We start from the raw sequence: 21042 nt of genomic DNA, 5'->3' as shown, positions 1-21042 counted from the left end.
GTCACCGACGCAGGTCGACCACGCTGACGCTGCCGGAGACCGGCGACATGCAGTGCACCTGTGGGCCGGGGCGGAGTCGGGCGTCGCTGGCGTACCGGTCGGCGAGGGCCTTCTCCGCGGCTTCGTCGCCGTCGTCGGCGGCGAGCAGCAACGCGGCGATCTCGTCCACGAGCGTGAGGTCGGCGGTGCTGAGATCCTCGGTCATCGCGCCGAAGCCGTCCCAGAGCAGCAGCTCGTCCTTCTGCCGGTGGGCCAGTTCGATCAGGACGTAGTCGTGGATGAACCAGTCGCCCCGGACCGGCAGCTCCGGGCTCACGCCGTAGCGGTCGGGGTCGATCGTCCCGGCCCGGTACGCCGACCACACCCGCGCCGCCGAGTCGAAGAGCCCGGCCTTCGGGTCGATGTCGTAACCGTCGAACCCCCAGTCGCCGGCCGGGTCGAGCTCCGGGTCGGCCCAGACCCACCGGTGGCCGTCCCAGTACTCCACCAGCACGTGGTCGTGGTGCCAGTCGGGTGCGAAGTACGAGGCGAAACCGACCCGGCTGCGGCTGGGAATGCCGTGCTGACGCAGCACCGCGACGGAGAGCAGCGTGTGGTCCCGACAACAGCCCGCCACCCGGTCGACGGCCGGACGCTCCACGCCGAGCGGCAGCGGAAAGCGGGACTGGTCGGTGTCGAGGATCCGGTCCACCCAACGGCAGTCGACCTCCGCGAGCCGGTCGGGAGGCAACTCGACGCCACCGGCGCGGTAGTGGACGATCACGTTGCGGGCAGTCGCCGCCACCGAGGCGATGTCGGCCGGGACCGCGTCGAGCAGCGCGGCATGCCGACCCGGGTCGCTGTAGGAGGAGTGCTGCCGATAGTCATCGATGTTCATACGACGAGTCTGCCGTCCCGTGGCGGGCCGGTGGGGTCGCTCGGCCTACAATCTCGTCGATTGCCATGACGACGCCCGAGATCACCATCGCCACCCCGGCCGACCGCCAGGCGATCGTCGGCACCCTGGTCGCCGCGTTCGTCAAGGATCCCGTCCTGCGGCACCTGTTCCCCGACGAGGACATCTACCCGCGCTACGCCGCCGCCTTCTTCGGCCACCTCTTCGACAAGCGGGTGCACCGGTCGTCGATCTGGACGATCGACGGCGGCGCGTCCGTGGCGATCTGGGAACCACCGGCGGTCGGGCATGTCCCTTCCGGCGACGGGGTCGCCGCCGCCCAGTACCCCGCCGACGTCCTGGCCCGGGTCGAGGACTACGACGACACGGTGCACGCCGCCCTGCCGACGTACCCGTTCTGGTACCTCGGCGTTCTGGGCACCCACCCGGACAGCGCCGGACGCGGTTGGGGTCGGGCCGTCATGCGGGCCGGGCTGGCTCGCGCCGCCGCCAACGGACTGCCGGCGATCCTGGAGACCAGCAACCCGGGCAACGTCGAGCTGTACCGCCGCGCCGGCTGGGAGGTGGTGGGCTCGCTGTCGGAGCCGGTGCCCACGTGGATCATGCAGCAGCCGCCGCGCTGAGCACGGCGCGCTCACCTGAGGGTGAGCGGGACCGGTTGCCCTTGGCGTATCTCGAGGACCGGCCGCCTACCCAGCGGTTGGGCCAGATTGAGGGTCGCGGTACGCGAGGCACCCAGCAGGGTGCACACCTCGCCACTGTTGTGGTGCTGCGCGATAACGATGACCACGACGGCGTTGGCCGACTCGACCGACTCCGCGTGGTAGTCGGCACCACAGCGTCCGGTCGCCGGCCCGACGGCGCCGGTGAAGTCGACGGTCAGCTGCGTACCGGCCCCGGTTGTGGTCGCCGACTCGATGGCGATTCCCGGCGGGGAGTTCCACGGTGGTGGTGTCGGGGTGACGGCGCCAGCGCCACCTGCCTCGATGACGGCCCGGTCGTACCGGGCCAAGGTCTCCCGTGCCTGCTGACGCAGCTCGCCGAGGCTCTCCCCGCGGGGTAGCGCGGCGTCGACAGGGGCATCCGCGTCGGTGTCACAGCCAGCGAGTATCGCCGCCGCCACCACCCCGACGACCCAGTGCCATCGCAGCATCGAAGACCCCTTTTCCGACTGAGTGACCGCCAGGATTATCAACCGTCGGCCCGGGTGGTTGCTCGACCTCCGCTGCTGCCCGCCGAGGCGGCGAAGATGCGCCTGTAGATCTCGTCGATGACGTCGTTCTTCGCCAGGCTGTAGTCGCGCGGCCGGTGCGCGGTGTCCCGGGCGAGGCGTCGCTTCGTCGCGGCGTACCGCTCCCGGTCTTCCGGGTGCGCGCGCAGCCAGTCGCGGAAGAGCCGGTGCCGGACGGGTTCCGGCGCACCCCGGGGCCAGACGTGCAGGTTGACGTCCTCGGCGGGGCTGAGCAGCATCCGGTGCCCGTGCCACCAGGGCTCCCGCAGCACGAGCCGGAAGCCGAGCCGTTCCAGGGTCGGAAGATAGCTCAACTCCTCGGCGGTGTCCTCGATGACGAGGTCGACGTCGACGACGGGCTTGGCCGCCAGCCCCGGCACAGCCGTGGACCCGACGTGTTCCACACCGACGACCAGCGGTCCCAACGCCTCGGTGAGCGACGCGTGGACGGCGATGAACAGCTGCGCCCAGGCCCTGTCGTACTCCTCGATGACGACGGACCCCCAGGTCCGTGGCGGCTCGCCGACCAGGCCGGCGTCCACCTGCTCCGGGGTGCCGTGGAAGCGCTGCACGACGTCCTGCGGGTACTCGGCCACGTCGACCTCCTCGAAGAAGCAAAGTCCGCCAGGCTACGACAGGACGGTCGACCCGACCATTGCGGGCACCGGATGTCGGGTGCGGCAGGGGTGTCGCTGCCTAGCGTTACTGCTCGAAAGGGAAGGAGATCCTGGTGCTGGAGCGGCTCAACGAGGCCATGACGTACATCGAGCGGCACCTCGACCAGAAGATCGAGCTGGCCGAGCTGGCGCGGATCGCGCTGACGTCGGAGTACCACTTCCGGCGGCTGTTCTCCGCGCTGGCCGGGATGCCGCTGTCGGAGTACATCCGTCGCCGTCGGCTCACCGTCGCCGGGGCGGACGTGCTGGCGGGGGAGCGGACGTTGCTCGACGTCGCGGTGCACTACGGCTACGGGTCGACCGAGGCCTTCGCCCGGGCGTTCCAGGCCGTACACGGCGTGGGGCCCGGAGAAGCTCGGCGTACGGGGGCGACGCTGCGCGCCCAGCCCCGGATGTCCTTCCGACTCACCGTCGAAGGGAGCGGCAGCATGGAGTACCGGATCGTCGAGAAGGACGCGTTCGCGCTGGTGGGGCGCAAGGCCCGGGTCCCGCTGGTGCACGAGGGGATGAACCCGGCGATCGTCGCGTTCGTCAAGGGCATCGACAAGGAGACGACCGGGCGGATCGCGGCCCTCTCCGACCAGGAGCCGAAGGGGATCGTGAACGTCAGCGACAACCTCGCCGACAGTCGGGCCGAGGGCACCGAGTTGGACTACTGGCACGGGGTGGTGACCGGCGCCGTCCCGCCGGAGGACCTGGACGCGTTGCCGGTGCAGGCCGGCACGTGGGCGGTGTTCACCACGTCGGGCGCGTTCCCGCAGGCGGTGCAGTACCTATGGCGGGACGTGTTCACCCAGTGGTTTCCGTCCAACCCGTACCGCAGCCGACCTGGACCGGAGATCTCCCGGGTCAGGGTCTCCGCGGACGGCACCGAGGCGGACGCCGAGCTGTGGATTCCCGTCGAACGGGTACCCACCCCTCGTAGCAACCCCGATGCGAAGCCTCAGTCGGGCACGTCGTCCCACGTCATGCCCGGCTCCAGGTAACCGGCCACCGGGTTCTCCCGCAACGCGTACGCGAGGACCAGCAGGGCGTGCTTGTCCAACTCGGGCAGCCGGTCCACCGGGAACCACCCGACGGCCAACGACTCGTCGTCGTTGACCCGGGCGACGCCGGACACCAGCCGGCACAGGAAGCCCAGGTTGAGGTATTCGCAGCGGTCCCCGTTGGGGTAGGTGTGCGGGTGCGAGACGGCGCTGGACAACCGCAGCGGCGCGACCTCCAGACCCGTCTCCTCCCGCACCTCACGGACCAGCGCGGTGGCCGGCTGTTCGCCCGGCTCGACGAAACCACTGATCACCGACCAGCGGCCGTCGTCGGCACGCTGACCGAGCAGCAGCTCACCGGCGTCGTTGCGGACCACCGCGCTGACGCTGGGCAGCCAGAGCAGGTCGTGCCCGACATGCTTGCGCATGCCCACGATGTAGTCCGGTGTTCCCATCCGGCGATCATAGGCAGGAGCCCACCGGCCGGCGCCGTCCCGTCACGTCACGTCGGGCGTCAGGCCGACCAGCTGACGGTACGGCGGAAGCGCTCGTACTCCCGGGCGAGCTCGGCGTCGATCTGTTCCATGCGGGCCTCAGTGAGCACCACCGAAGGGTCCTGCCACTGTCGGTCGGTGAGCATCCGGCGACGCAGTCCGGCCGGTGGGTGGGCGGCGAACAGCGACGCCTCGTCGCGGACCGACAGTTGGCGCAGCAGCGGCAGCCGATCGGCGTTCGCGGCGCGGGCCTCGGCCAACGCCGAACGCCACCGTTCCGGGCCGTGCCCCGCCCGGGTCTCCCGGCGCACCACCAGCGCCATCGACTCGACGCTGAGCGCGGCGTCGAGCAACTCGGTCGCGCCAGCCGAACCGGCCACCCGGGCGGAGAGTTCGTCGGCGAGGTACTCGGCCCGTTGGCTGTCCCGCAGCGCCACGCTCACCAACACCAGGTGGCCGACGAACAGCACCCGGGACATCACCCACTGGAACGCCCGCCCCAACGCGTCGCCCACCATCTCCACCAGCCCACCACCGCCGCCGGTCTGCACCGGCCGGAACAGGTCCGCGGCGGAGCCGAGCATGGTGAACGCGGGCTGCGTGAGCAGGCCCCGGCGCGGGTCACCGTTGACGAAGTGGCCCAACTCGTGGCCGAGCAGCGCCACCCGCTCCCCGGCGGTGAGCGAACCCCACAGCGGCAGTCCGAGGCACAGCACCTTTCGTCGCCGCAGGCCGACCGCGCCCGCGTACGCATTGATCCCGCTGTCGACGCCGACCACGTCGGGCGCCGGCGCTCCGATCGCGCTGGCCACCTCGTCGATCAGCGCGAACAACTCCGGCGCCTGGTCCCGGGAGAGCACCTCCAGGTCCGGGTCGAGCCGACCGAAGCGAGGCCGCAGCGCGATCGCCAGACCGACCATCACGACACCGGGCAGGATCGCCAGGTTGGGAAACGGAAACGCCACGGTCAGCCACACGCCGGTGATCGCGAGCGCGAGCGCCCCCGCGACGAGCACCAGGGACGCCAACGCGGTAAGCATTCGGGCGCGATTGGACCCGTTGGCGCCCAGCGGTCGCCCGGCCAACTCGGTGAACTGCCGAGTGGTAGCCCGGAACGCCATCCGGTAGGTCCACCTGTCGACCCAGGTCCAGCCGAACTCGCGTTCGCGCCGCACCGGGTCGTACGTGTCCAGATTCCACTCGCAACGGGGGCACCAGGGCACCGCGTCGCGCACGGCTGTCGTCGTGGCCCCACACCCCGGGCACGCCCCCGTACCGGTCACCGTGTTGATCACGGGACGATCCTGCACCAGCCCCGCGGTACGGCGGAACTGGCCGTTCAGCCGACGGTCGATGCTGGGGAAAGTGTCCTGGCCTGGGGCTTCTTTCGCCGTTTCGGCCCGACGAACGCAATGCATATCTACTGTGGAGAAGGTCGGCGACTTGTGCGATCCGGTGGCGGCCGGACGGATCGCGGTGCACAGTGATTCCCATGAGCGACAGCGGACGTGGTGGGCACTTCTACTGGTGCACCCGGCATCACCGGGTCGAGACGGACGACAACGTGTGTCCGGCGAAGCACGTACTCGGCCCGTACGACTCGGCGGCCGACGCGGAGAACGCCCTGCAACGAGTGCAGGAGCGGAACGAGGCGTGGGACGCCGAGGACGCTCGTTGGGCCGGGGAGGACAGGTAGGCGGCGCGGGACGGCTCGCGCCGAGGCATTTCGTGCTCCGCGAGGACGCACGCGAGAGCACGTCCCCAAGGAGGGAACCACGATGGCCGAAGCACAGCAGGCCACCACCCGCCCGGCTGCCCGACGTACCACCGCGAAGAAGACCGCCGCGGCGGAGCGCAACACGGCGGCGAGCCGGACCACTCCCGTCCGTAAGTCCACCGCTGGTGCGAAGGCGGCGAAGGCCCCGGCGCGTAAGGCAGCCGGCGGCGCGGGGCGTGCCCCGGCCAAGAAGACCACCACGGCGGCCAAGAAGACCCCCGCGAAGAAGGCCACGACCAAGGCCACCACGACGAGCCGGACCGGCACGACGAGCAGGGCCACGACCGCCAAGAAGGCTCCGGCGAAGAAGACCACCACCCGCACGACGACCGCCGCCGCGAAGCGGGCTCCCGCATCGCGCACCTCCACCGCCGCCGCGACGCGGCCCGCGACGCGCAAGAGCACCGCGACCGCGAAGAAGACCAGCGCCGCGAAGAAGACCACGGGTACGGCGAAGAAGACCACCGGCGCCGCGAAGAAGACGGTGAGCGCCGCGAAGAAGACCACCAGCTCGGCGGCGAGGAAGACCACCGCCGCAGCGAAGAAGACCGCCGCTGCCGCGAAGGCGCCGGCGCGGAAGACCGCCACCGCGGCGAAGGCGCCGGCGCGGAAGACCGCGACGAAGGCGTCCGCCGTCAAGAAGACGGCGGCGAGGAATACGGCCGCTACCAAGGCAGCCGTCAAGAAGGCCCCGGCGAAGAAGGCTCCGGCGAAGAAGGCCGCGTCCACGCGACCCAGCGGCGGCGCCCGCAAGGCCCCGGCCAAGAAGGCCCCCGCCGCGAAGGTGACCGGCACCTCGTCGACCACCGCGCGCAAGGCGGCGGCGAAGAAGGCCCCGGCGAAGAAGACCGTCGCGGCCAAGGCTCCGGCCCGCAAGGCCACCGCCCGCAAGTCGCCGGCCCGCCCGGTCGGCGCACGCGCCACCGCCCCCCGGAGTACCCGCAGCGCCGCCCGGAAGGCGACCGGCTGAGCGGGCCGCCCCGGTTCGCCGGGCGGACATCTCGGCCGGTCACCGGAAGCGGATCACCGGTGGCGCTGTCAGGATTGACCCGTGGTCATCCGACGCGTACTCGCGCCCCGCATCGACCTCAGCGCGCTGCGCCGCGAACTCGGCCTGCCCGAGGAGTTCCCACCCGACGCCCAGCGTGAGGCGGACGAGGCGGCGAGCGCGCCGCCTCGTCCGCCCGTCGACCGCACCGACGTACCGTTCGTCACCGTCGACCCGGCGACCTCCCGGGACCTGGACCAGGCGATGCACCTGGCCCGTCGCCCCGGCGGCGGCTACCGGGTGCGGTACGCGATCGCCGACGTCGCCGCGCACGTCCGGCCGGGCGGGGCGTTGGAGGCGGAGACCTGGCGGCGCGGGCAGACCATCTACCTGCCCGACGGCAACGTGCCGCTGCACCCCCACACGCTCAGCGAGGGCGCTGCCAGTCTGCTGCCCGACGACGACCGGGCCGCGGTGATCTGGACGATCGACCTGGACGCCGACGGCGGCACCGTGGCGGTCGAGCTGGAACGCGCCCTGGTCCGCAGCCGGGCCAAACTCGACTACACCGGGGTGCAGGCGGCAGCCGAGGCCGGTCGGTTACCCGAGCCGATCGCGCTGCTGCCGGAGATCGGCGACCGACTGACGGCCCGGGGCCTGCGCCGTGGCGCGATCAACCTGCCGCTGCCCGAGCAGGACCTGGAGCCCGACGGCGACGGGTGGCGGCTGGTGCTGCGCGCGCCGGAGCAGATGGAGGAGCACAACGCGCAGATCTCGCTGCTGACCGGGATGGCCGCCGCCGACATCATGCTGGCCGGCCGGATCGGGTTGCTGCGGACCATGCCGGCGCCGAAACCGGAGGCCGTGCAGCGACTGCGGGCCGCCGCCGCGCCGCTGGGCGTGCACTGGCCGGACGAGGTGGGCCCGGGGCAGGTGATCGCCGGCCTGGACGCCGCCCAGCCGCGCGCCGCCGCGTTCATCGACCAGGCGGCCGAGCTGATGCGCGGTGCCGCGTACACCGCCTTCGACGGGACGCCGCCGGAGCAGCCGGAGCACGGCGGCGTGGCAGCGGCGTACGCCCACGTCACGGCGCCGCTGCGACGCCTGGCCGACCGGTACGCCACCGAGGTCTGCCTGGCGCTGCACGCGGGCCGGCCGGTGCCCGACTGGGCCCGTGCCGCGCTGCCTCGGCTGCCCGAGGTGATGGCGAGCACCGACCGGACCGCCTCGGCGGCTGCCCGGGGTGCGGTCGAGCTGGCCGAGGCCGCCGTGTTGGAGCACCGGGTGGGCGAGACGTTCGACGCTGCCGTACTCGACGTCGACGCCCCGCCCAACGGCAAGTCCCGGCCCCGACCACCCGGCGGCACCGTCGCCCTGGACACCCCACCGGTTCGCGCCCGCTGCCTCGGGCAACTGCCGCTCGGCGAACGGGTCCGGGTCCGTCTGGTCACCGCCGACCCGGCGGCCCGCACCGTCCTGTTCGAGCTGGCCTGACTGACCCGACCGGCGGCGGCCCGACTCGGTGCCGCACCGGCCTCTCCGAGCTGGCCTGACTGACCTGACGCTCGACGGCCTGGCGCGCTGCCGGACCGGACGGTTTGCGAGGATGAACCCATGGCATACGACGCGAGCACGCTTCCCGACGTGTCCGGGCTGACCGTCGGCATCATCGGTGGCACCGGCGACCAGGGGCGGGGCCTCGCCTACCGGTTCGCGCGGGCCGGGCAGACGGTGCTGATCGGCTCCCGCAACGTCGAGCGGGCCGCCGAGGCCGCCGCCGAGATCGCCGCACTGCCCGGCGTGCCTGCCGATGGCAGTGTCACCGGCGCGGCCAACGACGAGGTGGCCCGACGCAGCGACGTGGTCATCATCGCGGTGCCGTGGGACGGGCACGCCGCCACCGTCGCCGCCCTCGCCGAACCGCTCGCCGGCCGGATCGTCGTCGACTGCGTCAACCCGCTCGGCTTCGACAAGCAGGGCCCGTACGCGCTGCCCGTCGCCGAGGGCAGCGCCGTGCAGCAGGCCGCCGCGCTGCTGCCCGACTCGCGGGTCTGCGCGGCGTTCAACCACGTCAGCGCTCCGCTGCTGGCCGACCCCGAGGTCGACCGCATCGACCTGGACGTGCTGATCTGCACCGAAGACCGCGAACTGGTCGGCATCGTCGGGGCGCTCGCCGCCCGGATCCCGGGTATGCGCGGCATCTACGCCGGCCGGTTGCGCAACGCCCACCAGATCGAGGCGTTCACCGCCAACCTGATCGCCATCAACAAGCGCTACAAGGCCCACGCCGGAGTCCGCGTCACCGACATCTGATCACGCGGGCCACGTCGGTCACTGCGGACCCTCGCTCAAGCCTGCTCGGGCCGTTCCGTCCGGCGTCATCGTCGCCATGAACGCCGACTTGGTCACACCCGTACCGGCGGCTCATCGCGGTGCTGCTCGTGCTCCTGGCGTCCGCGTGGGTGCGGCCCGTGTTCCGGGCAGGGCTACCTCGCCGCGGTGGGCGATGGGCGGTGGGCGCGGGTTGTGCTCACGTCCGCCGGTGGTACTGGTTGCGGCGGGGTAGTTGGTCGGGGTCGAGCCACGCCGGTGGGATGAATTCGGGACGACCGTCACCGGCCAGGCGGACGACCCACTCGCCGCGGTGAAGGTGGCGGTGATGGTGAGCGCAGAGCAGGACGGCGTTCGCCAGGCTGGTGGTGCCGCCGGCCGCCCAGTGCTGGATGTGGTTGAGTCGGCCCGGGGCGCGGTGGCGGCGTTGCCGCTGCTCCGTTTCCCCGGGCCGCTCTCCGAACCCGGCGTGCGACTTTCACCGCACCGGGCTCTCCACGAGGTCATGCCATCTGGTCGGTGATCTGTAAGGGCCAAGGGGATGGGATCGTGTTGCCTCGCAGCCGGTATCGGCTGACTCGTGTTGAGGCGATGTTGAACAGTTCGATCCCGTCCAGGGCGATGGGACGCCAGCCAGTAGGGCCGCGTAACCATCGCCGGACGTCTCTCCAAGGCATGCGTTGGCGGCGCATCACCCAGTGCACGACGCGCCACCAGACGAAGGTCTGGAGTTTGTCGAAGGTGTGTTTGGCCACCGCGTGTTTGAAGTAGTTCGCCCAGCCACGCTGGATCTGGTTGATCCGGATCAGCGTTGCCCGGTACTCGGCCTGGGACAATCTGCGGGTCAGAGTTCGGATCTTTGCCTTGAAATCGCGGACTGGCCTGTCTGCGATGAAGGTGTAGACGTAGCTCTTATCCGTTCCCCGTTTACGCATCCACTTGATATGGAAGCCGAGGAAGTCGAACCCGTCGCTCATGTGCACCACCTGGGTTTTCGCCACGGACAGGCGAAGTCCCACAGGTGCCAGCACCCTGCTCACCTCCTCGCGCACCGTTTCGGCGTTGGTTTGGGTACCGAACACCAGCACGACGAAGTCGTCCGCGTAGCGGACCATCCGCCAGGTGCCCAGCCCGTTGCGACGCCGGGTCTTGCGGCGCTCGTGGCTCCATGACCGCCACTGAGCGTCGAAGTGCTCATCGAGCACGCTCAGAGCGATGTTGGCCAGCAGCGGTGAGAGAATGCCCCCTTGAGGAGTGCCGGTGAGGCTGTCCTCCCGATCACCGGATCTGGTCATGACTCCGGCTTTCAGGAACGCCTTCACCAGGGCCAGTACACGTTTGTCCGAGATCCGTAGACGCATCCGATCCATCAACGCGGTGTGGTCGATGGAATCGAAACACGCTTCGATGTCGGCATCCAGGACCCACTGATAACCCTTCGTGCCCAACATCTGAATCTCGGCAATCGCGTCGTGCACTCGCCGGTTGGGCCGGAAACCGAACGATGACGGCTTGAAGTCCGCCTCGAAGATCGGCTCCAACACCAGCTTCAGCGCCGCTTGGACCACCCGGTCGGTAACCGTCGGGATCCCCAACTTGCGGACCTTGCCCGACCCGCGCTTCGGAATCAGTTGCTGCCGCACCGGCAACGCCTGAAACTCTCGCGCTTTCAACCGCTCTCGAATGCGTTCCAAGAACGCCTGTTCACCGACCCGCTCCCGAATGTCAAAGACGGTTGAGCCGTCCACACCCGCAGAACGGGCCCCGGCGTTGCCCGCGACCCGGTCGAACGCCATCATCAGCGTCGCCGGGTCATACACCAGGTTGTACAGATCATCGAAGCGACGGCACGGATCGGCCGTCGCCCATTGGTGCAATTTGGTCTGCATCCGTCGTACCCGCGCCTGCGCCAACCCGGCGTCAGGCCACGCGCCCGGAACATTCACTCCGGGATCTTCGACCATCACAGTCCCTTCCTTGCTGACCTCGCTGTCGCCCTTCGCCATGCGGCCGGCTCTCCCGACCTCGGACTACTACGGCGACTCCGCCCCGTCACGGCCGGATCGGCCGACGGTGGACCCAGCCCCACCCGCGTTGGCCACGCGGTATCAGGCACGTCCGTGACGGTTCCCGTGTTCACTGACCGATCGATCGTCGAAGGAGGCGCCTGGCTCTACCCCCGCGGCATCGCCACGACTACCCCGCGGCACTTCGTCGTGGCCTCCAGCCGGCCGTCCACATCACCGACCCGGAGTTCCCCGCCCATCAGGGGCGGGTACGCACCGCGCCCAGCCATCTGCCAGATTCCCAGCTGGTGGTCCATTAGGGGGCTTCACACACCAGTTCCTCACGTACACCTCTCCGACTCGCTAGCCGAACCCGCACCATCTGGCAGTACTGGCACGCCTCGGCGTCGTCAGGGGCCGCTTGCCGCCAGGCCCGGCACCTCCCGAACCCGGCTGCCCCTCAGCTTCACCGTCCTGCCGCGACAGGACGGCGGTGGTGGTCTCTCACCTCCACTCGATCAATCAGCGCCTCACGGCGCACATGGGCGTCGCACCATCGCGGCGGGCGGTCGCAACCGGGGAAGGCGCAGCCGCCGTCGCGGAGCACCAGCGCGCGCCGAACCGGCCCGGTGAACAGTCTTCGTTGTCGGCCGACGTCGAGGACCTGCCCGTCACCGCCGAGGACGGCGGGCAGGATGGCGGCGTCGCACGCGAGGCGTCGCACGGTGTCCGGCGTCAGCGTGAGACCGGTGTCGAGAGCGCCGGTGTCGAGCTGTCCGGCCACCGCGTCGTAGTCGGTGGTGACGACGATCTGCGCGGGTACGCCGCCGTGCTCGGGCAACTCACCGGTGCGCAGGGAGAGTCGGCAGACGTCGGCGAGCGCGTCGTGCCGTCGTTGTCCCGGCGAACGCCTGTCACCAGGCCCGGAGGGCGCGGTCAGCGGGTCGATGGCCGCGCGCAGCAGACCGCCGGTCTCGGTGTCGAGGGTGCCGGTGAGGCGGAGACGGCCGTCGCTCATCGTGGACAGGGTGAGATGCCGGTCGCGGGCGGCTCGGCGGGCTTGGGCCTCCAGGGCGGCCTTCGCGGCGGCGTCGGCGACCTCCGGTGCGACGTGGTCGAGGATCCGCGTGCTCAGCTTGCGCAGGAGGGTGGGGTCGAACTGCCCGGCCCAGTCGACGAGCACACCGACCGCCTTGTCGGCGGCGTCGGCGCCGGCGGTGGTCTGCACGGTGTCGACCGTTTCGGCGATGACCCGGGCCTGGTCGAGGGTGATGGTCGCGTCGGCCAGCGCCTGTCGTACCCCTGGGTTTCCGGTGTCGATCGTGGTGGCGAGATCGACGAGGCGACGGGCGGCCGGGACGGTGAGGCGGAGTCGTTCGCGGAGCCAGACCGCGGTGCTGGACGCGCCCTGCGCGGTGGCCGTGCCGCGACCGTCCAGCTCGCGGACCAGGGCCAGCTTGACGGCGGCGAGACGCTGGTCGAGGCGGTGAACGGCGTCGAGAGCGGCGATGAGGTGCGGCTCGGCAAGCGCCCAAGGGGCCGAGTCGGCGCAGGCCGCGACGGCGTCCTCCGCCTGCGCCAACCCCTCCACCATGACCCGAGATTAGAACAGACGTACGACACTTTCCGGCATCATGATCGATATCTCGGAGGTGCCGCCGCCCGTTCGATCAGAACGCGAATACCCGCTTGTTGGCACACGCCCGCCGGTGCGGGAACGCGGACCCGACACCGCCGGAGGGCCGTGCCGGGGCCGTGGTCCCCGGGTGGGTCAGAAGGTGTGTTCGGCCGCCGGGAACTCCCCGCCGCGGACCTCGTCGGCGAAACGGCGGGTGGCGTCGGTGAGGGCGCCGGCCAGGTCCGCGTACCGCTTGACGAAGCGTGGCGTCTTCCCGGTGCGCAGGCCGGCCATGTCCTGCCACACCAGCACCTGCGCGTCGGTCTCCGGGCCGGCGCCGATGCCCACCGTCGGGATCGGCAGCTCATTGGTGATCCGTTTGGCCACCTCGCCGGGCACCATCTCCAGCACCACCGCGAACGCGCCCGCCTCCGCCACCGCCCGGGCGTCGGCGAGCACCTCGTCGGCGGCGTCGCCGCGGCCCTGCACGCGGTAGCCGCCCAGGGTGTGTTCGCTCTGCGGGGTGAAGCCGATGTGCGCCATCACCGGAATGCCGGCGCCGACGATCGCGGCGATCTGCGCGGCGCAGCGACGGCCACCCTCCAGCTTCACCGCGTGGCAGCCGCCCTCCTTCATGAACCGGACGGCGGTGCGCAGCGCCTGGGCCGGCCCCTCCTCGTACGAGCCGAACGGCAGGTCACCCACGATCAGTGACTGCCGGGTCGCCCGCACCACGGCCCGCACCAGCGGAAGCAACTCGTCGGCGGTGATCGGCAGGGTCGTCTCGTAGCCGAACACGTTGTTCGCGGCCGAGTCACCGACCAGCAGCACCGGGACGCCGGCCTGGTCGAAGATCGACGCCGTGTACTGGTCGTACGAGGTGAGCATCGGCCACCGCTCACCGCGTTCCTTGGCGGCGATCAGGTCGCGGGTGCGGACCCGTCGGGTGGCCGGGCCGCCGTAGAGCGCGGTCACCTCGTTCGGAGTGGACTCCACCATCTCTGTCTCCCTTCCTCGAGGCCGCCTGCGCGGTCCCCGGGTTCTGTCGCGATCGTCGCACCGCGAGACGGGGCGATGGCAGGGCCCAGTGCAAGATGTCACTCCACCGCGACGCGAGGCCGCCGCGGGCAGCGCCGCGAGGCGGTGCCGGGTCGTGCCACCGACCCGACACCCCACGGTGTACGCCTCAGCCGCGCTCGCGCCACCGGTTGGTGATCGGCAGACGGCGGTCCCGGCCGAACGCCTTCATCGAGATCTTCGTGCCCGGTGCGGACTGCCGTCGCTTGTACTCGGCGGTATCCACCAGCCGCAGCACCTTGTCCACCACCGCCGGGTCGTGACCCGACTCGACCAGCCCGTCGCGGCCCATGTCGCCGTCGACGTAGCCGATCAGGATCGGGTCCAGGACGTCGTAGTCGGGCAGGCTGTCGCTGTCCAGTTGGCCGGGGCTCAGCTCGGCGCTCGGCGGCTTGCCGATCGAGTTCTCCGGGATCGGGGCGGTCTCACCGCGCCGCGCCGCGTCGGTGTTGCGCCACTTCGCGAGACGCCAGATCAGCGTCTTCCAGACGTCCTTGACCGGGTTGAAGCCGCCCACCGAGTCGCCGTACAGGGTGGAGTAGCCGACCGCCAGCTCACTCTTGTTGCCGGTGGTCAGCACCAGGTGGCCCTCCTGGTTCGACAGCGCCATCAGGATCACGCCACGGACCCGGGCCTGGAGGTTCTCCACGGCCACGCCGGACAGTGACAGGTTGGCCAGGAAACCGTCCACCATCGGTTGGATCGGCTCGACGCGGTAGTCCAGGCCAGTGCGCTTGGCCAGGTCGGCGGCGTCCTCCCGGGAGTGCTCGGAGGAGTGCTGGCTGGGCAGCGACACCCCGACCACCCGGTCCGGCCCCAGGGCGTCGACGGCCAACGCGGCCACCACCGCCGAGTCGATGCCGCCGGAGAGGCCGAGCACCACCGACGGGAACCGGTTCTTGTTGACGTAGTCGCGCAGACCGAGGACCAGTGCCTGCCACACCTCGGCCTCGTCGGCCACCGGCTCGATCAGACCGCCGGTGGCGGCCGGCCCGGTCGGTGCGCCCGGAATCCCGTCGAGCGTGCTGCGCACGATCCGCATGCTGTCCGTGACGGACCCGGTGGCCGGCAGGTCGGTGGCGGCCGGCAGTTCGACGTCGTGCACGAGCAGGTGCTCGACGAACTGGGGGGCCCGGGTGAGCAGTTCACCGTCCGCCGTGACGATCATCGAGTCGCCCTCGAAGACCAGCTCGTCCTGGCCGCCGATCATGTTGACGTACGCGATGGCGGCGCCCGCCTCGGCGGCCCGGCGGCGTACCAGCGGCAGCCGGATGTCGTCCTTGTTCAGCTCGTACGGCGAGCCGTTGATGTTGACCACCAGGCCGACGCCGGCGCGCCGGGCGGCGGCGAACGGACCCCCGGCCTGCCACAGGTCCTCGCAGATGGTCAGCGCGACGTCCACGCCGCCGATCCGCACCACGGTCAGGGTGTCGCCGGAGACGAAGTAGCGGTCCTCGTCGAAGACCCCGTAGTTGGGCAGGTGGTGCTTGAAGTACCGGGCGGCGACGGTGCCGTTGTGCAGCAGCGCGGCGGCGTTGCGGGCCCCCCGGCCCGGCTCTGCGTCTCCGCTGACCTGCGGCGGCCCGTCGGCGTCCAGGTAGCCGACCACGACCGGCACCGCACCGAGGCCGTCGGTGGCGAGGTCGGCCGCGAGCCGCTCCACGGCGGCCCGGGACGCGGCCACGAAGGAGCGCCGGAAGACCAGGTCCTCGACCGGGTAGCCGGTGAGCATCAGCTCCGGGAAGAGCACCAACTGGGCGCCGGCATCGGCGGCCTGGCGAGTCCAGCTGCGGACCAGGTCGGCGTTTCCGGCGAGATCGCCGACGCTCGGGTTGACCTGGGACAGGGCGAGACGCAGGGTGGGCATGTCCTCATCTTGCCCCAGCATCCGCGGGCGCATCCCACCCCTCGGACGAGATGGCCGCCACGCTGCGGCGGACGCGGCCGTCGGGCGATCGGGCCCGGGCTTGCCGGTGGGCTCGCCGAGCAGTGCGGCACGGGCGGTGCGGCGGTGGGCACGCGCCCGCCGGGCGGGAGGTGAGGGGACGGCCGGCGGCAGTTCGCGTAACGTCTGCGTAACCAGGCCCGGGAAGACTGGGCGATCAGGCCGGGTGCAGCCCGGCCAATGCGGACAAATGAGCGTCGCGAGGGGTTGGGGAAGTGGACCGTCAGCAGGAGTTTGTCCTCCGCACGCTGGAAGAGCGGGACATCCGGTTCGTCCGGCTGTGGTTCACCGATGTGCTGGGCACGCTCAAGAGCGTCTCGGTGGCGCCGGCGGAGTTGGAGGCGGCCTTCGAGGAGGGCATCGGCTTCGACGGCTCGGCGATCGAGGGCTTCGCCCGGGTCTTCGAATCGGACATGGTGGCCATGCCCGACCCGACCACCTTCCAGGTCTTCCCGTTCGAGGGCGGGGTCAGCGGTGAGAGCGCCCGGATGTTCTGCGACATCCTGCTGCCCGACGGTGGGCCCTCCTGGGCCGACCCGCGGCACGTGCTGCGCCGTGGGCTGTCCAAGGCCGCCGAGAAGGGCTTCACCTTCTACACCCACCCCGAGATCGAGTTCTTCCTGCTGGAGAACGGCCCGCAGGACGGTTCCGTGCCGACCCCGGTCGACACCGGCGGCTACTTCGAGCACACCACCCACGCCGTGGCCCGCGACTTCCGCCGCCAGGGCGTGCTGGCGCTGGAGCGCATCGGCATCTCGGTGGAGTTCAGCCACCACGAGGTCGCGCCCGGCCAGCAGGAGATCGACCTTCGCTACGCCGACGCGCTGACCACGGCCGACAACATCATGACGTTCCGGCACGTGGTCAAGGAGGTGGCGCTCTCCACCGGCGTGCAGGCCAGCTTCATGCCGAAGCCCTTCACCGACCAGCCGGGCAGCGGGATGCACACCCACCTGTCGCTGTTCGAGGGGGAGCGCAACGCCTTCCACGACAGTGGCGACCCGATGAAGCTCTCGAAGGTGGCGAAGTCGTTCATCGCCGGCCTGTTGGTGCACGCCCGGGAATACACAGCGGTCACCAACCAGTGGGTCAACTCGTACAAGCGGCTCTTCCCGCAGCACCTGCCCGACCGGATCACCGAGAGCCCGGCGTACGTCTGCTGGGGTCACCTCAACCGGTCCGCGCTGGTCCGGGTGCCCGCGTACGGCAAGCCCAACTCGGCCCGGGTCGAGGTCCGCTCACTGGACTCGGCGACCAACCCGTACCTCGCCTTCGCGGTGCTGCTCGGCGCCGGCCTGAAGGGCATCGAGGAGGGCTACGAGCTACCGCCGGGCGCCGAGGACGACGTCTGGTCGCTGACCAGCGCCGAGCGGCGCGCCATGGGGTACGAGGCGCTGCCGGAGAACCTCGCCGAGGCGATCGACGTGATGGCGGAGTCCGAGCTGGTCGCCGAGGTGCTCGGCGAGCACGTCTTCGACTTCTTCCTGCGCAACAAGCGGGCCGAGTGGGAGCAGTACCGCCGCGAGGTCACCCCGTACGAGCGGCAGCGGTACCTGGCGCTGTAGCCACGGGGGCTGACGCGGTTGCGCCCTGCCGCTATCGTCTCGATCACCGCGCCGGTACCCCTCCGGGCGGAGAGTCGGGAGGCAAGTCGGTGCTGGAGGATCTGCTCAGCGGTGCCTGGCAGAGCGTCGTGTTCGGGATCGTGGGCGTCGGGCTGATGGCGGCCGGGTTCGGGCTGGTCGACCTGCTGACCCCGGGCCGGCTGCGGGACCTGATCTGGGTCGACCGCAACGCCAACGCCGGGTTGCTGCTCGCCGCCAACCAGCTCGGCATCGCCGGGATCGTCTTCACGGCGATCCTGACCAGCTACAGCGACTTCGGCAAGGGGCTCGCCTCCACCGTGGTGTTCGGGCTGGTCGGGCTGGCCATCATGGCGCTGGCCTTCGTCGTGCTGGACCTGCTCACCCCGGGCAAGCTCGGCGAGGTCATCTGTTCGCCCGAGCCGCACCCGGCGGCCCGGGTCAGCGCCGCCACCCACTTCGGGGCCGCGTTGATCGTCTGCGCCTGCATCGCCTGAGCGCGCTCGTCGTACCCCGGCCGTAGCGTGCCGGGCATGAACCGTACGGACCGGCTCTACGCCCTGGTCGAGGAGTTGCGGGCCGTGTCGCCGCGTCCGCGCAGTGCCCGCTGGTTGGCCGCGCGTTTCGAGGTGAGCAGCCGGACCATCGAACGGGACATCGGTGCGCTCCAGGAGGCCGGGGTGCCGATCTGGGCCGAGCCGGGGCGCACCGGCGGCTACGTGCTGGACCGCGCCCGCACCCTGCCGCCGGTCAACCTCACGGCGGCCGAGGCGGTGGCGATGGCTGTCGCGCTGCACCGGCTCGCGGGAACGCCGTTCGCCGGGGCGGGCGGCACCGCGCTGCGCAAGCTGGTGGCGGTGCTGCCGGCCGCCGACGCCGCCGACGCGCACCGTCTCGCCGGCCGGGTGCACCTGATCGGCGACGGGCCGGCCACGCCCGTCCCGGCCATCGTCGCCGACGCGGTCGCCGCACGGCGGGTGCTCCGCATCGGGTACGACGACCGCGGCGGCACGGGGTCGCTGCGCGACGTCGAGCCGCTGGGCTACCTCGGCAACACCCGACACTGGTATCTGGTGGCCTGGTGTCGGCTGCGCGACGAGCTGCGCTGCTTCCGCACCGACCGGATCCGGACGGTCCGGTCGCTGTCCGAGGTGGTGTCGCGGGAGTTGCGCCTGACGGACCTCGACATCCCGCACCGGCGGGTCCGCCCGCTGAGCCTGGTCTGAGGCGCGGCGGCCCCGGCTCGTCCGGCGTCTTCGTCGGCACCGAAACCCCCTCAGGTGATCCGGAAACACCGACAGGACGGTGTCGCGGACGGCCCCGAGACTGCTTCAGACGACGGCCGAACGGCCGCTCGGGAAATATGGAGGCAGTAGATGTCCACGACGCCCATCACCTGGTTCGAGTTCGGCACCGACCGGCCGGACGAGGTGGAACGGTTCTACGGCGAACTGTTCGGCTGGACCTTCGAGCAGCAGGGCCCGTCCTACCGCGTCACCGGGGCCGGTGGCGACACCGGGATCGGCGGGGCGATCCGGACCACCGACGGCGACACGGCCAGCTACGCGACGTTCTACGCGGAGGTGGCCGACGTCGCGGAGACCTGCCGCCGAGCCGAGGCGGCCGGCGGCACGGTGCTGGTGCCGATGGGGACGACGCCGACCGGCCTCACCCGCGCCCAACTGCGCGACCCGGCGGGGAACCGGGTGGGTGTGTTCGCACCGCCGCCTGGCCAGGGCTGATCGCCGATGTGGCGGTGTCCAGGCGACGGACACCGCCACATCGGCTCGGTGGTGGATCAGGTGCCGGGCGTGGCCTCGGGGGCGTCCTGCTGGTCGGAGCCCTTCGGGGCGGTCTCGTCGCCCTGGCTGCCCGGGCCAGCCTTGTCGCCCTGACCGGCGGGGCCGGCCTTGTGACCGGGGCCGCCCCGGTGGCCGGGGCCACCCTTGCCACCCGGGCCGGGGAAGACGCCCGCCTCGACGGCAGCGGTGATGGCGTCGGCCTGCTCCTGGGTGAGCTTGCCGTCCTTGACGGCCTGGTCCAGCCGCTCCTTGAGGGCGGCCTTCCGGTCCTCGGCGGAGGGGCGCTGCGGCCGATCGGCCGGCCGGTGCTGCTCGCGGAGCTTCTGCAGCGCGGCGGTCACCTTGTCGGTGGGCACGCCCAGTTCCTGGGCGAGCTTCTCGGCGAACTCACCGTGCCGGTCCTGCCGCTGCTCGCCGCTGCTGGCGCTCGGCGTCGGGGTGCCCCCGTCAGCGGCGAACGCCATCGTGGGGGCGGCGATCCCCACGCCGAGCACACCGGCGGCGGCCACGCTGGCCAGCAGGTGCTTCTTCGACATCGTGCGGAACATCGGTCCTCCAGGTTGTCGTTGGTGCTGCGATGACGTCACCGACAGTGACCGGAGAGCCTGGGTGCAACCCATGGCGATCCTGTCAGCGGGCTGGCAATTCCGCTCGCCAGCCGGACAAACCGGTTGCGATGGCGCCGTGGGTGCGGTCAGGGTGGGAAATCCCCGACGAAAGGATCACGCCTCGTGACGACCTCCGAGATTCGGGAGATACCGCTCGTCGAGCCGGGCGCCGGCCCGTACGGCATCACGGCCGGCCCCGACGGCGCGTTGTGGCTGACGCTGGTCCACGCCGGCGCGATCGCCCGCCTGGGGGTCGACGGCGCGGTCCGGACCTACCCGCTGGACGCGGCCGGCGGTCGCCCGTTGATCATCACGGCCGGGCCGGACGACGCGCTCTGGTTCACCCGCTCGGGCGACGACCGGATCGGTCGCATCGACGTCGACGGTGAGCAGCGCACCATCGCCCTGCCCGCCGGCACCGGGCCGGGCGGCATCGCCGCCGGAGCCGACGGCGCGCTCTGGTACGCCGGGATGACCTCCGACACGATCGGCCGGGTGGGCACCGACGGCACGCTCACCACGTTTTCGCTGCCGGTGACCGGCGGGTTCGCGTCGATGATCACGGCCGGCGCGGACCGGGCGCTCTGGTTCACCCTCAACCAGGCGAACGCGATCGGCCGCATCGACCTCGACGGTCGGGTCACGCTGCACCCGCTGCCCACCGCGGACGCCGGACCGGTCGGCATCACCCTCGGCGTCGACGGTGCCGTCTGGTTCGTGGAGATCGCCGCCGGTCAGCTCGGCCGGATCACCCCGGACGGTGCGATCGTCGAGTTCCCGCTGCCGGACCGTGCGGCCCGTCCGCACGCGATCGCGGCCGACCCGGCCGGCGGCGCGTGGTTCACGGAGTGGGGCGCCAACCGGATCGGGCACATCGACGGCACCGGCCGGATCGACGCTCACGACCTGCCCACTCCCAACGCCGAGCCGCACGGCATCACCCGAACCGCCGACGGCATCTGGGCCGCCCTGGAAACCGGCGCGGTGGCCCACCTGCCCCGGCCCGCCTAGGTGATCAAGACGT

General features: G+C 71.4%; 20 protein-coding genes and 2 pseudogenes. 11 read left to right on the top strand and 11 right to left on the bottom strand.

Features of this window, described 5'->3' with window-relative positions; all coding sequences use genetic code 11:
- Position 1: 1 nt before the first annotated feature.
- Complete coding sequence (locus O7614_RS25215) at positions 2–877, bottom strand: transglutaminase domain-containing protein (protein WP_278140921.1); 876 nt, start codon at positions 875–877, stop codon at positions 2–4.
- A gap of 65 nt (positions 878–942) precedes the next feature.
- Here O7614_RS25215 and O7614_RS25210 point away from each other — a divergent pair, with 65 nt between their 5' ends.
- On the top strand, positions 943–1518 hold the full coding sequence (locus O7614_RS25210; RefSeq protein WP_278140920.1) for a GNAT family N-acetyltransferase: 576 nt from the start codon (positions 943–945) through the stop codon (positions 1516–1518).
- An 11-nt stretch (positions 1519–1529) separates the two neighbouring features.
- On the opposite strand, the gene O7614_RS25205 is transcribed toward O7614_RS25210, so the two are convergent.
- Together O7614_RS25205 and O7614_RS25200 are read right to left on the bottom strand one after the other, a co-directional pair.
- Positions 1530–2048 carry a hypothetical protein gene (locus O7614_RS25205; RefSeq protein WP_278140919.1) on the bottom strand — a complete coding sequence of 173 codons (519 nt, stop codon included), beginning with the start codon at positions 2046–2048 and terminating at the stop codon, positions 1530–1532.
- Positions 2049–2086: 38 nt separating this feature from the next.
- The gene (locus O7614_RS25200; RefSeq protein WP_278140918.1) at positions 2087–2722 is read right to left on the bottom strand and encodes a GrpB family protein; all 636 of its coding nucleotides are present in this window, start codon (positions 2720–2722) and stop codon (positions 2087–2089) included.
- 134 nt (positions 2723–2856) lie between these two features.
- On the opposite strand from O7614_RS25200, the pseudogene O7614_RS25195 reads away from it, so the two are divergent.
- Positions 2857–3711 (top strand): annotated as a pseudogene (locus tag O7614_RS25195) (AraC family transcriptional regulator); the annotation flags it as partial.
- Between the two features lie 35 nt (positions 3712–3746).
- Here O7614_RS25195 and O7614_RS25190 read toward each other — a convergent pair.
- The gene (locus O7614_RS25190) at positions 3747–4244 is read right to left on the bottom strand and encodes an NUDIX domain-containing protein (protein ID WP_278140916.1); all 498 of its coding nucleotides are present in this window, start codon (positions 4242–4244) and stop codon (positions 3747–3749) included.
- A gap of 59 nt (positions 4245–4303) precedes the next feature.
- Entirely contained in the window at positions 4304–5578 is a 1275-nt protein-coding gene (locus O7614_RS25185) for a M48 family metallopeptidase (protein ID WP_278140915.1), read from the bottom strand.
- Between the two features lie 197 nt (positions 5579–5775).
- Between O7614_RS25185 and O7614_RS25180 the strand changes: the two genes are divergently transcribed.
- From O7614_RS25180 to npdG, 4 genes are all read left to right on the top strand, one after another.
- A complete protein-coding gene (locus tag O7614_RS25180) occupies positions 5776–5979 on the top strand; it encodes a hypothetical protein (RefSeq protein WP_278140914.1) in 204 nt (67 codons plus the stop codon).
- Positions 5980–6061: 82 nt separating this feature from the next.
- Complete coding sequence (locus O7614_RS25175) at positions 6062–7030, top strand: histone (protein WP_278140913.1); 969 nt, start codon at positions 6062–6064, stop codon at positions 7028–7030.
- A gap of 81 nt (positions 7031–7111) precedes the next feature.
- Complete coding sequence (locus O7614_RS25170) at positions 7112–8542, top strand: RNB domain-containing ribonuclease (RefSeq protein WP_278140912.1); 1431 nt, start codon at positions 7112–7114, stop codon at positions 8540–8542.
- A 120-nt stretch (positions 8543–8662) separates the two neighbouring features.
- Positions 8663–9361: an NADPH-dependent F420 reductase gene (gene npdG, locus O7614_RS25165; RefSeq protein ID WP_278140911.1), complete on the top strand. Its 699-nt coding sequence runs from the start codon at positions 8663–8665 to the stop codon at positions 9359–9361.
- A 217-nt stretch (positions 9362–9578) separates the two neighbouring features.
- On the opposite strand, the pseudogene O7614_RS25160 reads toward npdG, so the two are convergent.
- From O7614_RS25160 to O7614_RS25140, 5 genes and pseudogenes are all read right to left on the bottom strand, one after another.
- Positions 9579–9779: pseudogene (locus O7614_RS25160) on the bottom strand (HNH endonuclease); the annotation flags it as partial.
- Positions 9780–9882: 103 nt separating this feature from the next.
- The gene (gene ltrA / locus O7614_RS25155) at positions 9883–11385 is read right to left on the bottom strand and encodes a group II intron reverse transcriptase/maturase (protein WP_278137201.1); all 1503 of its coding nucleotides are present in this window, start codon (positions 11383–11385) and stop codon (positions 9883–9885) included.
- A gap of 466 nt (positions 11386–11851) precedes the next feature.
- Positions 11852–12979 carry a DUF222 domain-containing protein gene (locus tag O7614_RS25150; protein WP_278140910.1) on the bottom strand — a complete coding sequence of 376 codons (1128 nt, stop codon included), beginning with the start codon at positions 12977–12979 and terminating at the stop codon, positions 11852–11854.
- 177 nt (positions 12980–13156) lie between these two features.
- The gene (gene panB / locus O7614_RS25145; RefSeq protein WP_278140909.1) at positions 13157–14002 is read right to left on the bottom strand and encodes a 3-methyl-2-oxobutanoate hydroxymethyltransferase; all 846 of its coding nucleotides are present in this window, start codon (positions 14000–14002) and stop codon (positions 13157–13159) included.
- Positions 14003–14189: 187 nt separating this feature from the next.
- Entirely contained in the window at positions 14190–15947 is a 1758-nt protein-coding gene (locus O7614_RS25140) for an NAD+ synthase (protein ID WP_278140908.1), read from the bottom strand.
- 293 nt (positions 15948–16240) lie between these two features.
- Here O7614_RS25140 and glnA point away from each other — a divergent pair, with 293 nt between their 5' ends.
- The 4 genes from glnA to O7614_RS25120 all read left to right on the top strand — a co-directional run bounded on the left by glnA (position 16241) and on the right by O7614_RS25120 (position 19350).
- The gene (gene glnA / locus O7614_RS25135) at positions 16241–17590 is read left to right on the top strand and encodes a type I glutamate--ammonia ligase (protein ID WP_278140907.1); all 1350 of its coding nucleotides are present in this window, start codon (positions 16241–16243) and stop codon (positions 17588–17590) included.
- 89 nt (positions 17591–17679) lie between these two features.
- Complete coding sequence (locus O7614_RS25130) at positions 17680–18105, top strand: DUF350 domain-containing protein (protein ID WP_196919021.1); 426 nt, start codon at positions 17680–17682, stop codon at positions 18103–18105.
- A 36-nt stretch (positions 18106–18141) separates the two neighbouring features.
- Positions 18142–18834 (top strand): WYL domain-containing protein, encoded by a 693-nt coding sequence (locus tag O7614_RS25125; protein ID WP_278140906.1) that lies wholly within the window; start codon positions 18142–18144, stop codon positions 18832–18834.
- A 150-nt stretch (positions 18835–18984) separates the two neighbouring features.
- Positions 18985–19350 carry a VOC family protein gene (locus O7614_RS25120; RefSeq protein ID WP_278140905.1) on the top strand — a complete coding sequence of 122 codons (366 nt, stop codon included), beginning with the start codon at positions 18985–18987 and terminating at the stop codon, positions 19348–19350.
- A 56-nt stretch (positions 19351–19406) separates the two neighbouring features.
- Here O7614_RS25120 and O7614_RS25115 read toward each other — a convergent pair whose 3' ends face one another.
- The gene (locus tag O7614_RS25115; protein ID WP_278140904.1) at positions 19407–19958 is read right to left on the bottom strand and encodes a hypothetical protein; all 552 of its coding nucleotides are present in this window, start codon (positions 19956–19958) and stop codon (positions 19407–19409) included.
- Between the two features lie 183 nt (positions 19959–20141).
- On the opposite strand from O7614_RS25115, the gene O7614_RS25110 reads away from it, so the two are divergent.
- Positions 20142–21029 carry a virginiamycin B lyase gene (locus tag O7614_RS25110; protein WP_278140903.1) on the top strand — a complete coding sequence of 296 codons (888 nt, stop codon included), beginning with the start codon at positions 20142–20144 and terminating at the stop codon, positions 21027–21029.
- The last annotated feature ends 13 nt before the right edge of the window (positions 21030–21042 follow it).

It is taken from the genome of Micromonospora sp. WMMD961, assembly GCF_029626145.1.
GTDB lineage: Bacteria > Actinomycetota > Actinomycetes > Mycobacteriales > Micromonosporaceae > Micromonospora.
The sequence above is the reverse complement of the archived record's forward strand: the minus strand, read 5'-3'. Positions and strand labels throughout refer to the sequence as shown.